General features: G+C 53.4%; 18 protein-coding genes. 13 read left to right on the top strand and 5 right to left on the bottom strand.

Annotated elements, in window-relative coordinates; genetic code table 11:
- The first annotated feature begins 146 nt into the window (after positions 1-146).
- The 6 genes from mmuP to tauD all read left to right on the top strand — a co-directional run bounded on the left by mmuP (position 147) and on the right by tauD (position 6055).
- The gene (gene mmuP / locus F0Q32_RS13970) at positions 147-1553 is read left to right on the top strand and encodes an S-methylmethionine permease (RefSeq protein WP_149463551.1); all 1407 of its coding nucleotides are present in this window, start codon (positions 147-149) and stop codon (positions 1551-1553) included.
- A complete protein-coding gene (gene mmuM / locus F0Q32_RS13965) occupies positions 1540-2472 on the top strand; it encodes a homocysteine S-methyltransferase (protein ID WP_149463550.1) in 933 nt (310 codons plus the stop codon). The genes mmuP and mmuM overlap by 14 nt, the downstream gene beginning before the upstream one ends.
- A 173-nt stretch (positions 2473-2645) precedes the next feature.
- Complete coding sequence (gene tauA, locus F0Q32_RS13960; RefSeq protein ID WP_149463549.1) at positions 2646-3608, top strand: taurine ABC transporter substrate-binding protein; 963 nt, start codon at positions 2646-2648, stop codon at positions 3606-3608.
- 10 nt (positions 3609-3618) lie between these two features.
- Entirely contained in the window at positions 3619-4386 is a 768-nt protein-coding gene (tauB, locus tag F0Q32_RS13955; protein ID WP_149463548.1) for a taurine ABC transporter ATP-binding subunit, read from the top strand.
- The gene (gene tauC / locus F0Q32_RS13950) at positions 4383-5210 is read left to right on the top strand and encodes a taurine ABC transporter permease TauC (RefSeq protein ID WP_149463547.1); all 828 of its coding nucleotides are present in this window, start codon (positions 4383-4385) and stop codon (positions 5208-5210) included. Before tauB ends, tauC begins: the two co-directional genes overlap by 4 nt.
- A complete protein-coding gene (gene tauD / locus F0Q32_RS13945) occupies positions 5207-6055 on the top strand; it encodes a taurine dioxygenase (RefSeq protein WP_149463546.1) in 849 nt (282 codons plus the stop codon). The genes tauC and tauD overlap by 4 nt, the downstream gene beginning before the upstream one ends.
- Before the next feature lie 118 nt (positions 6056-6173).
- Here the strand turns inward: tauD and hemB are convergent, their stop codons facing one another.
- On the bottom strand, positions 6174-7148 hold the full coding sequence (gene hemB, locus F0Q32_RS13940) for a porphobilinogen synthase (protein WP_015965655.1): 975 nt from the start codon (positions 7146-7148) through the stop codon (positions 6174-6176).
- 548 nt (positions 7149-7696) lie between these two features.
- Here hemB and F0Q32_RS13935 point away from each other — a divergent pair.
- Both F0Q32_RS13935 and F0Q32_RS13930 read left to right on the top strand, forming a co-directional pair.
- Entirely contained in the window at positions 7697-10588 is a 2892-nt protein-coding gene (locus tag F0Q32_RS13935; RefSeq protein ID WP_149463545.1) for an autotransporter outer membrane beta-barrel domain-containing protein, read from the top strand.
- Positions 10589-10687: 99 nt separating this feature from the next.
- The gene (locus F0Q32_RS13930; protein ID WP_149463544.1) at positions 10688-11314 is read left to right on the top strand and encodes a helix-turn-helix domain-containing protein; all 627 of its coding nucleotides are present in this window, start codon (positions 10688-10690) and stop codon (positions 11312-11314) included.
- Here the strand turns inward: F0Q32_RS13930 and ampH are convergent.
- Positions 11311-12468, bottom strand: coding sequence for a D-alanyl-D-alanine-carboxypeptidase/endopeptidase AmpH (gene ampH, locus F0Q32_RS13925; protein ID WP_149463543.1), 1158 nt, complete (start codon positions 12466-12468; stop codon positions 11311-11313). The two genes, F0Q32_RS13930 and ampH, sit on opposite strands and share 4 nt — an antisense overlap.
- Positions 12469-12907: 439 nt before the next feature.
- Here ampH and sbmA point away from each other — a divergent pair, with 439 nt between their 5' ends.
- Positions 12908-14128 carry a peptide antibiotic transporter SbmA gene (gene sbmA / locus F0Q32_RS13920; protein ID WP_015965651.1) on the top strand — a complete coding sequence of 407 codons (1221 nt, stop codon included), beginning with the start codon at positions 12908-12910 and terminating at the stop codon, positions 14126-14128.
- 18 nt (positions 14129-14146) lie between these two features.
- Positions 14147-15247, top strand: a complete 1101-nt coding sequence (locus F0Q32_RS13915) for a DUF1615 domain-containing protein (RefSeq protein WP_149463542.1) — start codon at positions 14147-14149, stop codon at positions 15245-15247.
- A 2-nt stretch (positions 15248-15249) separates the two neighbouring features.
- On the opposite strand, the gene F0Q32_RS13910 is transcribed toward F0Q32_RS13915, so the two are convergent.
- Entirely contained in the window at positions 15250-15552 is a 303-nt protein-coding gene (locus F0Q32_RS13910) for a DUF2755 family protein (protein WP_149463541.1), read from the bottom strand.
- Positions 15553-15793: 241 nt separating this feature from the next.
- Between F0Q32_RS13910 and F0Q32_RS13905 the strand changes: the two genes are divergently transcribed.
- Positions 15794-16015 (top strand): DUF2754 family protein, encoded by a 222-nt coding sequence (locus tag F0Q32_RS13905; protein ID WP_149463540.1) that lies wholly within the window; start codon positions 15794-15796, stop codon positions 16013-16015.
- A 7-nt stretch (positions 16016-16022) separates the two neighbouring features.
- On the opposite strand, the gene ddlA is transcribed toward F0Q32_RS13905, so the two are convergent.
- Positions 16023-17117, bottom strand: a complete 1095-nt coding sequence (gene ddlA / locus F0Q32_RS13900) for a D-alanine--D-alanine ligase (protein WP_149463539.1) — start codon at positions 17115-17117, stop codon at positions 16023-16025.
- A gap of 99 nt (positions 17118-17216) precedes the next feature.
- On the opposite strand from ddlA, the gene F0Q32_RS13895 reads away from it, so the two are divergent.
- Both F0Q32_RS13895 and F0Q32_RS13890 read left to right on the top strand, forming a co-directional pair.
- Positions 17217-17900, top strand: a complete 684-nt coding sequence (locus F0Q32_RS13895) for an extensin family protein (protein WP_149463538.1) — start codon at positions 17217-17219, stop codon at positions 17898-17900.
- 168 nt (positions 17901-18068) lie between these two features.
- On the top strand, positions 18069-19343 hold the full coding sequence (locus F0Q32_RS13890; RefSeq protein WP_149463537.1) for a multidrug efflux MFS transporter: 1275 nt from the start codon (positions 18069-18071) through the stop codon (positions 19341-19343).
- An 11-nt stretch (positions 19344-19354) separates the two neighbouring features.
- Here the strand turns inward: F0Q32_RS13890 and F0Q32_RS13885 are convergent.
- Positions 19355-19495, bottom strand: a 141-nt coding sequence (locus F0Q32_RS13885) for a 3D domain-containing protein (protein ID WP_255475354.1), incomplete at its 5' end; no start/stop codon positions are given.

Genomic DNA, 19495 nt, shown 5'->3' with positions numbered 1-19495 from the left:
CATCGGTTTTCTCCCTCTCCCTGTGGGAGAGGGCCGGGGTGAGGGCATCAGCGCGCACATTCCCCCATTTTGCATTTCCCCAACATACGCGGTATAACAACACCTTCATCTGGATGTTTAGATGTCCATACGTTTAGAAGGTCATAATGCAAACAACACAACAACAAGGTGGGCAACTCAAGCGCACCATGAAAACGCGTCACCTGATTATGCTGTCGCTGGGTGGCGTTATTGGCACAGGGCTATTTTTCAACACAGGCTATATCATCTCGACCACTGGCGCGGCGGGTACATTGCTGGCGTATTTGATTGGTGCGCTGGTCGTCTGGCTAGTGATGCAGTGCCTTGGCGAACTCTCCGTCGCAATGCCGGAAACCGGCGCATTTCATGTTTACGCTTCACGCTATCTCGGCCCGGCCACCGGTTATACCGTTGCCTGGCTTTACTGGCTCACCTGGACGGTGGCGCTGGGGTCCAGCTTTACTGCCGCCGGGTTCTGTATGCAGTACTGGTTCCCGCAGGTACCCATCTGGGTGTGGTGTCTGGTGTTTTGTGTGCTGATTTACGGCCTGAACGTTATCTCTACGCGCTTTTTTGCGGAAGGTGAATTCTGGTTCTCGATGGTTAAAGTCATCACCATCATTGCCTTTATTATCCTGGGCGGCGCGGCTATCTTCGGTTTTATTCCAATGCAGGACGGTTCACCCGCGCCTGGGCTGCATAATCTCACCGCAGAAGGCTGGTTCCCGCACGGTGGATTACCCATCCTCATGACCATGGTGGCGGTAAACTTTGCCTTCTCTGGCACTGAGCTTATCGGCATCGCCGCCGGGGAAACGGAAAACCCGCACAAAGTGATCCCGGTAGCCATTCGCACTACCATCGCCCGCTTAATCATCTTCTTTATCGGTACCGTTTTTGTGCTGGCGGCGCTGATCCCCATGCAGCAGGCGGGCGTAGAGAAAAGCCCGTTTGTGCTGGTCTTCGAAAAAGTGGGCATTCCGTATGCGGCAGATATCTTTAATTTTGTCATTCTGACGGCGATTCTGTCGGCAGCGAACTCGGGGCTTTATGCGTCCGGGCGCATGTTGTGGTCGCTTTCGAATGAGCGTACGTTGCCGCACTGTTTTTCTCGCGTCAGCAAAAATGGCGCGCCGCTGGTGGCGCTTTCGGTCAGTATGCTGGGCGGCGTGCTGGCGCTCTTTTCCAGCATCATCGCGCCGGATACGGTATTTGTCGCCCTGTCGGCGATTTCCGGGTTTGCCGTCGTGGCGGTATGGCTCAGCATTTGTGCCTCGCACTTTGTCTTCCGTCGCAGACATCTGCAGCAGGGCCGGGCGCTAAGCGAACTGCAGTACCGCGCGCCGTGGTATCCGCTGGTGCCGGTGCTGGGCTTTATCCTTTGCCTGGTTGCCTGCGTGGGCCTGGCATTTGACCCGAGCCAGCGCATCGCGCTCTATTGCGGTTTGCCGTTTGTTGCACTGTGTTATGGTGCTTATTATTTAACGCGTTCCCGTCAGCCTGTTCAGGAGATCCCACATGTCGCAGAGTAATCCATTAACCGCCATTCTCGACGCTGAGCCGTTTGTGTTGCTGGATGGCGCGATGGCCACCGAACTGGAAGGGCGCGGTTGTAATCTGGCTGATAACCTGTGGTCGGCGAAAGTGTTGATGGAAAATCCAACGCTGATTCGCGATGTGCATCTCGACTATTTCCGCGCCGGGGCGCGGGTGGCGATCACTGCCAGCTATCAGGCAACACCTGCGGGTTTTGCAGCGCGTGGGCTGGATGAAGCGCAGTCTCGTGCGTTGATTGCCCGCAGCGTTGCGCTGGCGCAAGAAGCGCGAGAGTTATATCAGACGGAAAATTCGCAGGCGGGCACATTGCTGGTGGCCGGCTCGGTTGGGCCGTATGGCGCGTATCTGGCTGATGGGTCGGAATATCGTGGTGATTATCAGCGCAGTGCGGAAGAATTTCAGGCATTCCATCGCCCCCGTGTAGAGACGTTGCTGGAGGCGGGGGCCGATTTGCTGGCCTGCGAAACGCTGCCGTCATTTGCGGAGATTTCGGCGCTGGCGGAACTGCTCACGGCATACCCGACGGCGCGCGCCTGGTTCTCGTTTACCCTGCGCGATGCACAGCACCTCAGCGATGGTACGCCGCTGCACGACGTGATCGCCACGCTGGCCCCTTACCCGCAGGTGATTGCGGTAGGCATTAACTGTATCGCGCTGGAAAATACCAATGACGCCCTATGTCATCTGCATAGCCTGACACCGCTGCCGCTGGTAGTGTATCCGAATTCTGGCGAGCACTACGATGCCGTGAGTAAAACCTGGCACCACCACGGCGAGGCGTGCGATACCTTGGCGCACCATTTACCGCAGTGGCAGGCGGCGGGCGCGCGGTTAATTGGCGGTTGCTGCCGGACGACGCCTGCGGATATTGCGGCATTGAAACGCCTTCGTTAGCCCTTGTCGGATGGCGTCGCCGCCATCCGATATGTTCCTTCCTCATATCTTATCTATCTAATCCCACTTTTTTTCTAAAAACGAAAAGGCATTAACAAGACGTTTTAATTCCTTTAACAAAATTCCGCGCCCGGAAATACTGCTCCCATAACAAGACACAGAGGGAGCAGACAATGGCTATTTCATCGCGTATTTCACTCTTCGCCGCCGCAGCACTGATCGCATTTCAGGCGCAGGCCGTGGACGTTACCATCGCATACCAGACTTCCGCCGAACCGGCGAAAGTCGCGCAGGCGGATGACACCTTCAGCAAACTGAGTGGTGCAAAACCAGACTGGCGCAAGTTCGACAGCGGCGCGAGCATCGTTCGCGCGCTGGCCTCTGGCGATGTTCAGATTGGCAACCTGGGTTCCAGCCCGCTCGCGGTGGCCGCCAGTCAGCAGGTGCCGATTGAAGTGTTCCTGCTCGCCTCGCAGCTCGGTAATTCCGAAGCGCTGGTGGTGAAGAAAAACATCACCAAACCAGAAGATTTAATCGGTAAACGTATTGCCGTGCCGTTTATCTCCACCACTCACTACAGCCTGCTGGCTGCGCTGAAACACTGGGGCATTAAGCCTGGGCAGGTACAAATTCTTAACCTTCAACCACCGGCGATTATTGCCGCCTGGCAGCGCGGTGATATCGATGGCGCATACGTCTGGGCGCCTGCGGTGAACGAGCTGGAAAAAGACGGTACGGTGCTGACCGATTCCGAAAAAGTAGGCCAGTGGGGGTCGCCAACGCTTGATGTATGGGTCGTGCGTAAAGACTTCGCCGAGAAGCATCCTGACGTGGTGCGCGCCTTCGCGAAAAGCGCCATTGATGCCCAGCGCGGCTATATCGACAACCCGGAAGCCTGGCTGAAACAGCCGGATAACATCAGCAAACTGGCGCGCTTAAGCGGAGTGCCGGAAAGCGATGTTCCGGGGCTGGTGAAGGGCAATACCTATCTGACCGCCGACCAGCAGGTGAAGGAGCTGAACGGCCCGGTTAATAAGGCGATTATCGACACCGCCGAGTTCCTCAAAGCGCAGGGTAAAGTGCCTGCGGCGGCGACGGATTACAGCCAGTACGTAACCGATCGCTTTGTGAAATAAGGAGCCTGTGATGCTGCAACTCTCTCATCTTTATGCCGATTACGGTGGCAAACCGGCGCTGGAGGATATCAACCTCACACTGGACAGCGGTGAACTGCTGGTGGTGCTCGGCCCGTCAGGATGTGGCAAAACCACGCTGCTGAACCTGATTGCCGGATTTGTCCCGTATCAGCAGGGCAGCATCACGCTGGGTGGAAAACGTGTAGAAGGACCGGGTGCAGAGCGCGGGGTGGTTTTCCAGAACGAAGGGTTGCTGCCGTGGCGTAACGTGCAGGATAACATCGCGTTGGGTCTTCAACTGAACGGAATGGCGAAGGCGCAGCGGCTGGAAATCGCCCGAGAAATGCTGAAGAAAGTCGGGCTGGAAGGGGCGGGAAAACGCTTTATCTGGCAGCTTTCGGGGGGACAACGCCAGCGAGTGGGGATCGCCCGGGCGCTGGCCGCGAATCCGCAACTGCTGTTGCTGGATGAACCGTTCGGGGCGCTGGATGCCTTTACCCGTGAACAGATGCAAACACTGCTGCTGAAGCTGTGGAATGACACCGGCAAGCAGGTCATGCTGATTACGCACGATATCGAAGAAGCGGTCTTTTTGGCGACCGAGCTGGTGCTACTTTCGCCGGGGCCGGGCAGGGTGATGGAGCGTCTGCCGCTGGAATTTGCGCGTCGTTATGTCGCCGGGGAGTCCTGTCGCAGCATTAAATCTGACCCGCAGTTTATCGCCATGCGCGAGTACGTACTGAGTCGCGTATTTGAACAACGGGAGGCCTTCTCATGAGCGTCGTTGCTAATGATAAACCGCGCCTGAAAACGGTGAAGTGGCGCTGGCCGCTTTCCCGCCAGATAACCCTAAGCCTGGCGACGCTGCTGGTGCTGTTGACGGTGTGGTGGGGCGTGGCTGCCCTGCAACTTATCAGCCCGCTGTTTCTGCCGCCGCCGGGGCAGGTACTGCAAAAACTGATAGCCATTGCCGGGCCGCAGGGCTTTATGGATGCCACGCTGTGGCAGCACCTTTCGGCGAGCCTGGCCCGTATTCTGGTCGCGCTGCTGGCAGCCGTATTGATTGGGGTTCCTGTGGGGATCGCGATGGGTCTGAACGCCACGGTGCGCGGCATTCTGGACCCGATCATTGAACTTTACCGTCCGGTGCCACCGCTCGCTTATTTGCCGTTGATGGTTATCTGGTTCGGTATTGGGGAAACTTCGAAGATCTTGCTGATCTACCTGGCGATTTTCGCACCCGTTGCGATGTCAGCGCTGGCAGGGGTCAAGAGCGCGCAGCAGGTACGCATTCGGGCTGCGCAGTCTCTGGGTGCCAGCCGTCGCCAGGTGCTGTGGTATGTGATTCTGCCTGGTGCGCTGCCGGAAATCCTCACCGGGTTGCGTATTGGCCTGGGCGTAGGCTGGTCGACGCTGGTCGCGGCTGAACTGATCGCCGCGACGCGGGGGTTAGGTTTTATGGTGCAATCGGCTGGTGAGTTTTTAGCGACCGACGTCGTGCTGGCAGGCATTGCGGTGATTGCGATTATCGCGTTTGTTTTAGAGCTGGGGCTGCGCGCATTGCAGCGTCGTCTGACGCCCTGGCATGGAGAAGTGCAATGAGTGAACGTCTGACTGTTACCCCGCTGGGGCCATATATTGGTGCAGAAATTAGCGGCGTGGATTTAACTCGCCCGCTGAACGATAACCAGTTTGAGCAGCTTTATCATGCGATGCTGCGCCATCAGGTCATTTTCCTGCGTAATCAGGTGATTACCCCTGAGCTACAGCGTGACCTGGCATTGCGATTTGGCGATCTGCATATTCACCCGGTATATCCTCATGCGCCTGGCGTAGAGGAAATTATCGTTCTGGATACGCATGACAATAATCCACCGGATAATGATAACTGGCACACCGATGTGACGTTTATCGACACGCCGCCTGCGGGCGCGATCCTGGCGTCAAAAGAGCTACCCTCCACCGGGGGCGATACGCTATGGACCAGCGGCATTGCGGCGTGGGAGGCGCTTTCTGAGCCGTTCCGTAAACTGTTAAGCGGCTTGCAGGCGGAGCACGATTTCAAGAAATCATTCCAGGAATACAAATATCGCAAAACAGAAGAAGAACATCAGCGCTGGCTGGAAGCAGTGGCCAAACACCCCCCGCTGCTGCATCCGGTGGTGCGCACGCATCCGGTAACCGGTAAGCAGGCGTTGTTTGTTAATGAAGGTTTTACGACGCGAATTGTCGATGTCTCGGAGAAAGAGAGCGAGGCGCTGCTGAACTTCTTGTTTGCGCACGTCACGAAACCGGAGTTTCAGGTACGCTGGCGCTGGCAGCCGAACGATGTGGCCATTTGGGATAACCGTGTTACGCAGCACTATGCCAATGCCGATTATTTGCCGCAGCGACGCATTATGCACCGTGCGACGATTCTGGGGGATAAGCCGTTTTACCGTGCTTGATGGGGGATATGTGCGGGCTGATGCCCTCACCCCGGCCCTCTCCCACAGGGAGAGGGAGAAAACCGGTCCCCTCTCCCTTGAGGGAGAGGGTTAGGGCGAGGGGGATAAAAAGCATCCGCTATCGCAGAATTTTCTTCTCTGCCAAATCCAGCGCAAAGTAGCTAAAGATAAGATCCGCTCCTGCACGCTTGATCGCGCCCAGGCTTTCCAGCACCACTTTCTCTTCATCAATCGCACCCGCCTGCGCGGCGAATTTGATCATCGCGTACTCACCGCTCACCTGATACGCGCCAATCGGCAACTCAGTGCGTTCACGGATATCGCGCAAAATGTCCAGATACGGACCCGCCGGTTTCACCATCAGACAATCCGCACCTTGCGCTTCATCCAGTAGTGATTCTCGTATTGCCTCACGGCGGTTCATCGGATTCATCTGATAGGTTTTACGGTCGCCTTTCAGCGCCGTACCCGCCGCTTCGCGGAATGGGCCATAAAACGAAGAGGCGAACTTGGTGGAGTAGGACATGATCGCGGTATCGGTAAAACCTGCGGCATCCAGCGCCTGGCGAATGGCCTGAACCTGACCATCCATTGCCGCAGACGGTGCGATAAAGTCAGCACCCGCAGCCGCGGCGACAACGGCTTGTTTACCCAGGTTCAGCAGGGTGGCATCGTTATCCACGCCGTGATCGCACAGCACGCCGCAGTGGCCGTGAGAGGTGTATTCGCAGAAGCAGGTGTCGGACATGACAATCATTTCCGGCACGGCGTCTTTACAGATACGCGACATGCGCGCCACCAGGCCGTCTTCCTTCCAGGCATCGCTACCGGTAGCATCCGTGTGGTGCGAGATGCCGAAGGTCATTACTGAGCGGATACCCGCATTCGCGATACGCTCGATTTCACGGGCGAGATGTTTCTCCGGGATGCGCATCACGCCAGGCATGGCGTCGATGGCCTTGTAGTCGTTGATCTCTTCTTCAACAAAAATCGGCAACACCAGGTCGTTTAAGCTCAGTGTTGTCTCTTCAAACATAGCCCGCAGCGCAGGTGAGCGGCGCAGACGGCGTGGGCGAGTGATTAAATCGGTCATGATTTGCCTGATGTTTGTGGAACAGACGTCCATTGTAACCGAATCATCAAGGCGATGTTTTACTAAAGTTGTGCTTATAAAGGGGGAGGTTGGCGCAGGGAGACGCAGAGGACTTCAGGGAATTCTTAAATTATTGTCGATGATAGATTGGGTGGGTAATTTGGTTATTTTTATATATAACTGACCGTTTTATTTTTGCATTAATCATAGATGCTGATTTTATTTTTTATTGCGGTTTATGTTTATATTTATTCAATAAGTTAGATAAATGGTTTTTTCAAATATTGAAAATGAATGATTTTTGTTTTTAGTGTCTTTTTACTTTTTTGTAGGGAATGTCGGGCTGTTGTTAGGTGTTGATATTGTTGGTTTTATTTTTTGTTTTGGTGGGCTTCAATCACTCAATTAAGTTGTCCGAATACAGACATTAAGTAAAGATTAATTGAACCTTTTATCCGGTGCGTCGCATAATTACACCCGCAACAATACTCATATTGCATTGTTAATTGATGGACCAACGAATATACGTCCCTGAGGAGGGATGACAAATGCACTCCTGGAAAAAGAAACTTGTAGTATCACAATTAGCATTGGCTTGCACTTTGGCAATCGCCTCTCAGGCAAATGCTACCGCATATGACACTTTTGGGTTCCATGATGATGCGCTGACTCCGTACAGCGAATTCAATGACTGGACCTCTTTAGATCACGACTATGTTTCCTACAGCGGTTATGTTTATAACAATGCTGCTGAAGGTAATTACGACACCACCTTCAACGGTGATACTGTAAATGGTGTAATCTCTACTTATTATCTGAATCGCGATTACACCGATGCTGCTAATACTCTGAGCCTTTCTAACACAACCGTTCACGGTATGATCACTTCTTACCGTCCGGGTCATTTTGACACTGCTGGTACCTTCTATACTTGGGGTGAAGCGGTTGATCACGACTGGGTTGATGGCGATACCTTCACTCTGAATATCGCTAACACGACCATCGATGATGACTACGAAGGTCTGTACTATACCGATACTTGGGTTGATGCAGATGGCAAAGCCTACGATAACTTCCCATACGAAGGTAAATACGATACTGCTGGCTTTGGTACCGCAGTTACTCTGAATGTGGAAAGTGATATCAACATCACTGCTAACTCCCACGTTGCGGGTATTACCATGATTCAGGGTGATACTACTCACTCTGACGTAACTTATGATGGCTCTCACCAGTGGGATAACAACATCAAAGTTACTGATTCAACTGTAACTTCTGGTTCATTGACCGATCTTGAAGATGATGGTCACTTTGGTGATTCCGGTGAGCCGAGTGATTACGGTAGTACTGCTGATGTAGGTATTAATAATGATGCTGCATTAGTCTTCTCTGACAACGCAGGTTCTGACTACCGTATGGTCAACAATGTTGAGTTTGATAACTCCACATTGATGGGCGATGTGTACTTTGACAGCACCTTCAATAGCAACTTTGATAAGAATGGTCATCTGGTTGATAACTCTACAACCGTGTATACCAACGCAGGCTGGGCAGACGACAACCAAAACGTTGATCACCTGACGCTGACTCTGGATCACAGCAAATGGGTCGGTGCTGCATGGATCGATTACGAACAAGTTGTTCCAGCTAACTTCTATGATGTTGCTGCAAACAGCCTGGCACCAGAATCTTCATCTGTTGATTACTGGAACCGTGTTAACTCTGCTGACAACTTCCAGAGCGGCATCTTTGATGTTGTGCTGAATAATGGCTCTGAGTGGGATACGACTAAAGATTCCCGCATTGATAGCCTGACTGTTAATAGCGGTTCCCAGGTGAACGTATCTAGTTCTACTGTAACTTCCGATACCATTGCGCTGAACAACGGTTCTTCCATGAATATCGGTGAAGGTGGTTATGTTGATACCGATCATCTGACCATTAACACATACAGTACCGTTAATCTGGATGCCTCTACCGGTTGGTCTACTGATGCAGCTCTGTACGCTAACACCATCACTGTGACTAACGGCGGTGTGCTGGATGTGAAAGTTGATCAGTATGATGCTAATCCGTTCCAGACTGATACTTTGGAACTGACCAGTGGTAATCGTGCTGACAACAACGGCAACGTATACTCTGGTGTATTCGATATCCATAGCAGCGACTATGTGCTGAACGCTGACCTGGTCAACGACCGTACTAACGATACCAGCAAAGCAAACTATGGTTACGGTACTATCGCTATGAACTCTGACGGTCACCTGACTGTTAATGGTAATGGCGATATCAACAACGCTGACGAAATGGATAACAGTGCTGTTGACAACGTAGCTGCTGCAACCGGTAACTACAAAGTTCGTATCGACAACGCTACAGGTAAAGGTTCTATCGCAGACTACAAAGGCAACGAGCTGGTTTATGTCAACGACAAAAACAGCACCGCGACCTTCTCTGCTGCCAACAAAGCTGACCTGGGTGCATACACCTATCAGGCACAGCAGAAAGGTAACACTGTTGTTCTGCAACAGATGGAGCTGACCGACTACGCAAACATGGCGCTGAGCATCCCGTCTGCTAACACCAACACCTGGAATATGCAGCAGGATACCCTGAACAACCGCCTGAACACCTCTCGTCATGGTTTTGACGATAACGGTGGCGCGTGGGTGAGCTACTTCGGTGGCAACTTCAACGGCGACAACGGCACTATCAACTATGACCAGGACGTCAACGGCATCATGGTCGGTGTTGATAGCAAAATCGACGGTAACAACGCTAAATGGATCGTCGGTGCTGCAGCTGCCTTCGCGAAAGGCGACATGAATGACCGTACTGGTCAGGTGGATCAAGACAGCCAGTCTGCCTATGTCTACTCTTCTGCACGCTTCGCGAACAACGTCTTTGTTGATGGCAACTTAAGCTACAGCCGCTTCAACAACGACCTGAGCGCAACCATGAGCAATGGCGACTATGTTGATGGCGACACTACTGCCGATGCATGGGGCTTTGGCTTGAAACTGGGCTACGACTGGAAAATCAACGACGCTGGCTACGTAACACCGTACGGCGCAATTTCTGGTCTGTTCCAGTCTGGCGACAGCTACAGCCTGAGCAACGGTATGGATGTTGGCGGTCAGGACTACGACAGCCTGCGTTATGAACTGGGCGTTGATGCTGGTTACACCTTCAACTACGGTGACCAGGCTCTGACTCCTTACTTCAAACTGGCTTATGTGTATGACGATTCCAACAACGATACCAACGTCAATGGCGACAACATTGATAACGGTGTTGAAGGTTCCGCTGTACGCGTAGGCGTGGGCAGCCAGTTCAGCTTCACCAAAAACTTCAGCGCTTACACCGGTGTAAACTACCTCGGCGGCGGCGATGTTGATCAGGATTGGGGCGCAAACGCGGGTGTTAAATACACCTGGTAATGGCTCTTCGGTAAACAGGGAAGGTGATTTCCCTGTTTAACTGAACGTTACTCATGCCCGTCATTGCTATGGCGGGCATTTTTACATGGATGGTAGAAAATGCCTGCATTGAGTAAACCGCTGAGCGAATTTGTTACTCTTGATAAGCACTTATCTCCTCGCGGTATCCATTTCGATTTACCGGCAGGTTCCACTATTTTGCCGGAAGACAAAAAGACAGAAAACCATACCCTCGTGATTACCCAGGGTTCGATTTCTATCAGGCGCAATTCGGGTAGTATCATGTTCGGCATGTTGCAGAGCCCGGCGATTTTTGGTCTGGTCGGCGCCATCATGAAGATCCAGCAGAATTACACCATTACCACCGAAAGCGATTGTCGCGGCTATTATCTCCCCGCGCAGGACACGCTGCATTGCCTGACACGCTATCAACTTTGGCGTGAAGCGCTCTATTGGCTGACGTGGCAACATCGCATGCTGGAAGTGCGTGATGCGCAGCTTATTGGCTCCAGCAATTATCAACAAATCCGCAGCACGCTGCTGGTGATGGCAAAGTGGAACGATAATCTGCGTGCCAGAGTTGGCGTGATGAAGTTTATCCAGCACAGAACGAATATTTCGCGCTCGGTGATTGCCGAAGTGCTCTCGGCGCTGCGCCAGGGAAATTATATCCAGATGGAAAAGGGCAAACTCGTCAGCATCACGCGTTTGCCCAACGACTATTAAGAAACAGGTACCGCCAGTGGCTGATTGCCGCTTAACTCAGTTACCAGATTATTGATTCCGTCGCTCATATTGACGAATCGGGTAAGTGGAGAACGGGTAACGACCACAAATGCGCCCACGTTTTCCTGCGGAATCATTGCCATATAGGTAATGAACCCGCCGCCGCCGCCCGTCTTCTGAATAATCCCTGGGCGGCCATTTTTCGGCGACATATAGACCCATCCCAGACCCAGTGCGTCTGCTTTGCCCGGCACATCCATACCGACTACACGAGTAAGCTGACTACGTTGATAAATCAGCGTCTGCATCCTGTCCGCCTGATTACTGCGATGATAGAAATCAGAAGAGAGATACTGCTGCATCCAGCGCATCATATCGCCAGGCGTGGAATAAACTCCGCCGCTACCGACTGCGGCCAGCGTATTATTACACGGGCTGGCGCCTTTCTCGGCCACCATCAAACGACGGCACTGATCTGGCGACGGCGTAAAGGTGGTGTCTTTCATGCCCAGCGGGCGGCTGATTTGCTCTTCAAACAGCTGTGAATAGGGTTTACCCGCGGCATTGCCCAGCGCATCGGCCAGCAGATCGAAAGCCAGGTTGGAGTAGCTGGCTTGCGTTCCGGGTGCGGATTTCAGCGTCGCGTTATTAAGGTAAGACCAGCGTTGTGACTGGGTAGGCCAGACAAACACCGGTCGATGCGCCGCGCCACCCGGCTGTTCGCGTGGCAGCGAGCTGGTGTGCGTGGCGAGATTCACCAGGCGAATCGGTGATCCCTGATAGGTTGGCACATGTGCGCCTGGCGGAGCGTATTTGCTTAACGGGTCGTCAAGCTTCACCACGCCCTGATCGAGCAGTTTCACCAACATCTCGCTGGTCATCAGCTTGGTCAGTGACGCAATACGAATCACTGAATCTAACTGTGGATGCACGTTGTTGCCTGGACGAGTTTCGCCAAAGCTGCGGAAGACGCGCTGGTTGCCATCGATAACCACCAGTGCCATCCCCGTAGCGCCGCTGCCGTAGAAGATATGGTTAGCGTAGCGGTCGACAATATCGGAAGCAAAAACGGGATCGGCGATCGGCTGAGCCGCCTGGACCGATGTCAATGACGCCACGCAGAGCGCGGCAGAAAAAAGCAGACTACGTTTCAACGAAGGCATCCATAAATAAAAATGGGAGAACAGTGCGTATTTATACTACTTACACTGTGAATCGGCACCTGATACGGCGCCACTAATCGCTATCATAGCGGGAAAAACGTAACGGTGAGTAACCGTGGTTGTGAAACTTTGTATTGAAGACACACTTTTGTGATCCGTCGCGTATGATAGATGCGATGAATATTCCATTTGTGTCGCGGAATACGGTTAAAACGTGAATCAAACCTTCCTGGAAGCCTCGTTACAACTGAAATATCGTTGAGGCGATTTTGCACCTTTTGCCGGCGAACTAAGCGCCTGTTTATCGGTCTCATTGTGCGGTTATCTTTCGTTTTTACGTGGTATCCCTTTGGTTGCAGTACATGCTGCGACAGGACTTGTGTTGTACACAGCAAACGCCAGAACCATAAGAAGTTAGCAGGAGAGCACTATGTTTAAGTCTTTTTTCCCTAAGCCGGGGCCCTTTTTTCTCTCGGCATTTATTTGGGCGTTGATTGCCGTTATTTTCTGGCAAGCAGGTGGTGGAAGCTGGCTACTGAACCTGGTTCATGCGTCGAAAGATGTCCCAATTAGCGCAGCCCGCTTCTGGTCGTTGAACTATCTGGTTTTCTACGCGTTCTACGCCGTTTGCGTCGGGCTTTTCGCGCTCTACTGGTTTGTGCGCAGCCCGCATCGCTGGCAATACTGGTCGGTACTGGGTACCGCGCTGATTATTTTCGTCACCTGGTTTTTGGTGGAAGTGGGCGTGGCGGTCAACGCCTGGTATGCCCCGTTCTGGGACCTCATCCAGCAGGCGCTGACCTCGCCCAATAAAGTTTCCATCAATCAGCTCTATCACGAAGTCGGGATTTTCCTCGGTATTGCTCTGATTGCCGTTACCGTCGGCGTGCTGAATAACTTCTTTGTCAGCCACTACGTTTTCCGCTGGCGCACGGCGATGAACGAACACTATATGGCGCACTGGGATCACCTGCGTCATATCGAAGGTGCGGCACAGCGTGTGCAGGAAGACACCATGCGTTTTGCCTCCACGCTTGAAGATATGGGCACCAGCTTTATCAACGCCATCATGACGCTGATTGCCTTCCTGCCGGTACTGGTTACGCTCTCGGCCCACGTGCCGTCGTTGCCAATTTTGGGCAGCATTCCCTATGGTCTGGTGATTGCCGCGATTATCTGGTCGCTGATGGGGACCGGGCTGCTGGCGATTGTCGGTATCAAACTTCCAGGTCTGGAATTCAAAAACCAGCGTGTGGAAGCAGCGTACCGTAAAGAGCTGGTCTACGGGGAAGATGACGAAACCCGCGCCACGCCGCCAACAGTGCGCGAACTGTTCAGCGCTGTGCGTCGTAACTACTTCCGTCTCTATTTCCACTATATGTATTTCAACATTGCCCGTATCCTGTATCTTCAGGTCGATAACGTTTTCGGTTTATTCCTGTTGTTCCCTTCGATTGCGGCTGGTGCAATCACGCTGGGCCTGATGCAGCAGATCCTCAACGTATTCGGTCAGGTACGCGGCTCGTTCCAGTATCTGATTAGCTCCTGGACGACGCTGGTGGAATTGATGTCCATCTACAAACGTCTGCGCAGCTTCGAACACCAGTTGGATGACAAAGATCTCCAGGAAGTGACCCACACATTCAGTTAATTTCTACAAGGAAGCACGATGACGCCAGTATCACGTTATGTCTCACTCCCGTTAACGTTGCTGGCGGGGCTGGTATTAAGCGCCTGTACCAGCCAACAGGCGCCAACGTTGAAGAAAGGGGAAAAGCCCGTTGACGTGGCGTCGGTGGTGCGGCAAAAAATACCGGCCAGCGTAAAGGACCGGGAAGCCTGGGCGCAGGCGCTGGCAAAAACCTTCGAAAGCCAAAAGCTGGCACCGACAAAAGAGAATATCTGTTCGGTGCTGGCGGTGGCGCAGCAGGAATCCAATTATCAAGCGGACCCCGCCGTACCGGGGCTGAGTAAAATCGCCTGGCAGGAAATTGATCGCCGCGCTGAACGCATGCATGTGCCGTTGTTCCTCGTCCACACTGCCCTCAAAATCACCTCGCCAAACGGTAAAAGCTACAGCGAACGGCTGGATAACGTGAAAACGGAAAAACAGCTGAGCGCGATTTTTGACGACTTTATCAATATGGTGCCCATGGGGCAGACGCTGTTTGGCTCGCTGAATCCGGTACATACGGGCGGCCCAATGCAGGTGAGTATTGCCTTTGCCGAGGCGCATACGCGCGGTTATCCGTGGAAAATGGACGGCACCGTACGTCAGGAAGTCTTCAGCCTGCGCGGCGGGCTGTGGTTTGGCACGTACCATCTGCTGAACTATCCGGCCAATTACACGGCCCCAATTTACCGATTCGCAGACTTTAACGCAGGCTGGTATGCCAGCCGTAATGCGGCGTTCCAGTATGCGGTCAGTAAAGCGACCGGCGTTAAGCTGGCGCTGGATGGCGATTTGATCCGCTATGACAGTGATGACGCAGGGAAAACCGAGCTGGCAGTGCGCAAGCTGGCAGGCAAACTTTCGCTGAGCGATGACGAAATCCATCGCCAGTTGAAGAAGGGCGACAGCCTGGCATTTGAAGAGACCGAACTCTACAAAGGCGTGTATAAAATAGCGCAGCAGAAAACCGGCAAAACGCTGGTGAAAGAGATGTTACCTGGGATTCAGTTAGAGAGCCCGAAGATCACGCGCAATCTCACCACGGCGTGGTTCGCGAAGCGCGTAGACGATCGTCGGGCGAAGTGTATGGCGAACTAAGATTAGCGCTGGCGACGCCAGCGCATCACGAGCGCCACGAAGCCTAGAATCGCACAGCCACCCAAAAACGGCACCAGGCCAAACAGGGTACCGACGGCCAGCCCCATTTCTACACGCGGGCGGCCCGTATCCTGCATCTGCATCAAATGCTCATATACGCCAGGCGCATGCACCAATAGGTTTAGCAACTGTGCACCAGCCCAAAAGCAGAGCAGAACAAACACCGCATAGGCGACGTTGCCCGGCGCAGAAGATGCGCTTTTTTTCCCATTCAGGATGAGCTTAGAGAAGGCGAAATCTGTCATAAAGACCTCCCGGACTTCATTACATGACCGTGATACTGGCATGAGTGTGACAGCCTTCTTCGTAGGGCAGTATAAGAATTATGGTAATTTCGGTTAAGGATTCGTCCTGGATTGCCGGGAGTCGTGCGGCGATCACAAATCCAGAGTGTAAACATTTTGCTAACATTAAATAATTGCTGTTCACACCACAGACCCGCAGCCTGGGATGTGTGAAGATGAATTTTTTATCTTCGGAGCCGTTATGAAGCTGCCTGCAAAAATTCGCCGTGACTGGCACTACTATGCGTTCGCTATTGGTCTGATTTTTATTCTCAACGGCGTAGTTGGCTTGCTGGGTTTTGAAGCGAAAGGCTGGCAAACCTACGTGGTTGGGATGGTGACGTGGGTAATTAGCTTCTGGCTGGCGGGGTTAATTATTCGCCGCCGCCCGGAAGGCGACGGCGTGGAAGAGAGGGTGAATTAAGCCTCTTTTACATCGTGGTTTTAAGGGCGCTATCGGCCTGATGGCGCTCCAGTGCCAGTTCAATTAAACGTGTGATCAGCGACGTGTAATCCAGCCCGCTTGCCTGCCACAGTTTTGGGTACATGCTGATGTTGGTGAAACCCGGTAGCGTATTGATTTCGTTGATCACAACTTCATTCTCCGCCGTCAGGAACACATCGACACGCGCCATCCCGCTGCAACCCAGCGTCTGATACGCCTGCACCGCCACATCGCGGATTTTGTCGTTGATCTCTGCCGGTATCGCCGCCGGAACCACCACTTTCGCGCCGTTATCATCAATGTATTTGGTGTCGTAGGCATAAAATTCGCTGTTCAGCACAATTTCGCCACAGGTACTGGCCTGCGGTTCATCATTGCCCAGCACTGCGCATTCGATCTCGCGGCCTTTAATACCCTGCTCAACCACCACTTTGTGGTCAAACTCGAATGCCAGCGCCACGGCCTGCTGATATTGCGCTTCGCTGTTGACCTTGCTGACGCCAACGGAGGAACCCTGATTAGCAGGTTTCACAAACAGCGGCAGGCCCAGCTTCGCTTCTACTTCCGCAAACGAAATACGGTGACGGTTGCTGCGCGTCAGGGTAATAAACGGCGCGATGGCAAGCCCGGCGTCGCGTAGCAGGCGCTTGGTGACGTCTTTGTCCATGCAGGCGGCAGAACTGAGTACATCGGAACCCACAAACGGTAGATTCGCTACACGCAGCATACCCTGCAGGGAGCCATCTTCGCCGAGCGTGCCGTGAACAATCGGAAAAATAACGTCAATGGCGCCCAGCGGTTGACCGCTTTCTGCGTTGATCAACTGCTGCGAGGTTTTCCCTGGAATTTGCGCCAGCGTCACATCAGAGTGGCGAAGGGCGATTTTTGCCGGGTCCTGCGCATTCAGCAAATAGTTTTGCGCATCGTTTATGTGCCACTGCCCCTGCTTATCAATGCCCAGCAGTACTACGTCAAAGCGTGTTTTATCAATGGCTTCAACGATATTCTTAGCCGATTGCAGCGACACTTCGTGCTCTGCTGATTTCCCGCCGAAAACAATCCCAACCCGCAACTTCGCCATCTTTAATTCCATCCGTTCCAAACGCAAAACACATAACATACCACGTGATTTCCGGGCTATCTGCCATAATCTTTAACTTTATTGCAGGCAGGAGAGCCGATGAAAATCACGCGCTGGCTGGTATTTGTGGGGGTTATCGCTATTGGCTATGGTGGCTATCAGATGCTGCCATCCTGGTACAATCCATTTACACCATTAATGCTTAACGATCCGCCCGGTCTGGTGACGCGCTGGAAGCTCAAAGCGATAACGGATGCGCAGTGTCAGACGCTGCTGGCCGAGGCAAATCAGCAAAACCTTATCAGTACGCAGAGCGTGGCGCCGAGCGGCGGCGCATGTCCGCTCACGGATGTGGTACAGGTGCGTGATTTTGGCACGGTGAAACTCAGCAATCGCTTTCTCGCCAGTTGCCGCCTGGCGCTGAGCAGTGCGTTGTATGTGGAACAACAGGTAAAGCCGCTTTCGCGTCGAATGCTGAACAGCGAAGTGACGCGCATTGACCACCTGGGGAGTTTTGCCTGCCGCAATATCTATCATCGCGCCGACGGCCCGCTGAGCGAACATGCCACCGCAAATGCGCTGGATATCAGCGGCTTTCGTTTGCAGAATGGCAAACAGATTAGCGTGCTGAAAGGCTGGGCGCACCCGCAGAACCAACCGTTTCTGCAAACGCTGTTGGCGAATAGCTGCCAGTATTACGGTAATGGGCTTGGGCCCAACTACAATGCGGCGCATGCCAATCATTTTCATCTCGGCATGCGCGGCTACGGGCTTTGTCGCTAAGCATAACTCTCTTTTTGCTGGAAATTAAAACGTGAGATCGTTCACAGAAAATAGCAAATCAATGATAAAACCCTAAACTCACCGCGACCGCATCTCTGACAATACCGACTGCCATACAACTTGCTACCCTGTGCACTTGTCCGCATAAGTGAACGAAAACGCGTAGTTATGGAATCCTGGAAGGTTAATCTCATCTCTGTCTGGTTCGGCTGCTTCTTTACCGGCCTCGCAATCAGTCAAATACTGCCCTTTTTGCCGCTCTACGTGGCGCAGTTGGGCGTCACGTCTCATGAATCGCTCTCGATGTGGTCAGGGCTAACGTTCAGTATCACTTTTCTGGTTTCGGCGATTGTCTCGCCCATGTGGGGGAGCCTGGCGGATCGCAAAGGGCGCAAATTGATGCTCCTGCGCGCGTCGTTGGGTATGGCGATTGCCATTTTGCTGCAAGCCTTTGCCACCAACGTTTGGCAACTGTTTATTCTGCGCGGTGTGATGGGGCTGACGTCGGGGTATATCCCGAACGCGATGGCGCTGGTGGCCTCGCAGGTGCCGCGCGAACGCAGCGGCTGGGCGCTGAGTACGCTCTCTACCGCGCAGATAAGCGGTGTCATTGGCGGCCCACTGCTAGGCGGTTTTCTGGCGGATCACATGGGTCTGCGGATGGTCTTTTACATCACCGCGTTTTTGCTGATGATTAGCTTTCTCGTCACGCTGTTTTTAATCAAGGAAGGCGTGCGTCCGCAAACCAGCAAATCAGAGCGCCTGAGTGGCAAAGCCGTATTCGCTTCGCTGCCGTATCCGGGGCTGGTGATCAGCCTGTTTGTCACCACCATGGTGATTCAACTGTGTAACGGATCGATTGGCCCGATTCTGGCGTTGTTTATTAAATCGATGACGCCGGACAGTAACAACATCGCTTTCCTGAGCGGGATGATCGCCGCCGTACCGGGCGTCTCGGCGCTGATCTCCGCGCCACGGCTTGGCAAGCTGGGCGATCGAATCGGCACCGAGCGTATTCTGTTGGCGACGCTGTGCTTTGCGGTGGTGCTGTTCTTCGCCATGTCGTTTGTTACCACACCGTTCCAGCTTGGCGTGCTGCGCTTTCTACTTGGCTTTGCCGACGGCGCGATGCTTCCGGCGGTACAGACGCTGCTGCTCAAGTACATCAGCGAACGCGTGACCGGGCGAATTTTCGGCTACAACCAGTCGTTTATGTATTTGGGCAACGTTGCCGGGCCGCTGATCGGGGCGTCTGTTTCTGCCATGGCGGGCTTCCGCTGGGTGTTTGTGGCGACAGCGATTATTGTGCTGATCAATATCTGGCAACTGGTGGTGATGCTGCGACGCAGTAAAGACAACCCTCACCCCGGCCCTCTCCCTGAGGGAGAGGGTGAAAAGCGAGCACAACCGGTTCCCTCTCCCTCAGGGAGAGGGTTAGGGTGAGGGTGTCTGCATCAGCCGCTAAACACATTCCCCGCGCCTGGCGCGGTTTTCAGCACCCACACACGGCCATAGTGATTATACCAGCCTGCGCGGTGTCCGGCATCCGGGCCAATTCCCTGATAGATATCAAAGTGTTGGCCTTTAATCGCCCC

Origin of the sequence: Pseudocitrobacter sp. 73 (assembly GCF_008369545.1) — a bacterium.
GTDB classification, from domain to species: domain Bacteria; phylum Pseudomonadota; class Gammaproteobacteria; order Enterobacterales; family Enterobacteriaceae; genus Pseudocitrobacter; species Pseudocitrobacter vendiensis.
This window is presented reverse-complemented; position numbering and strand designations above follow the sequence as displayed.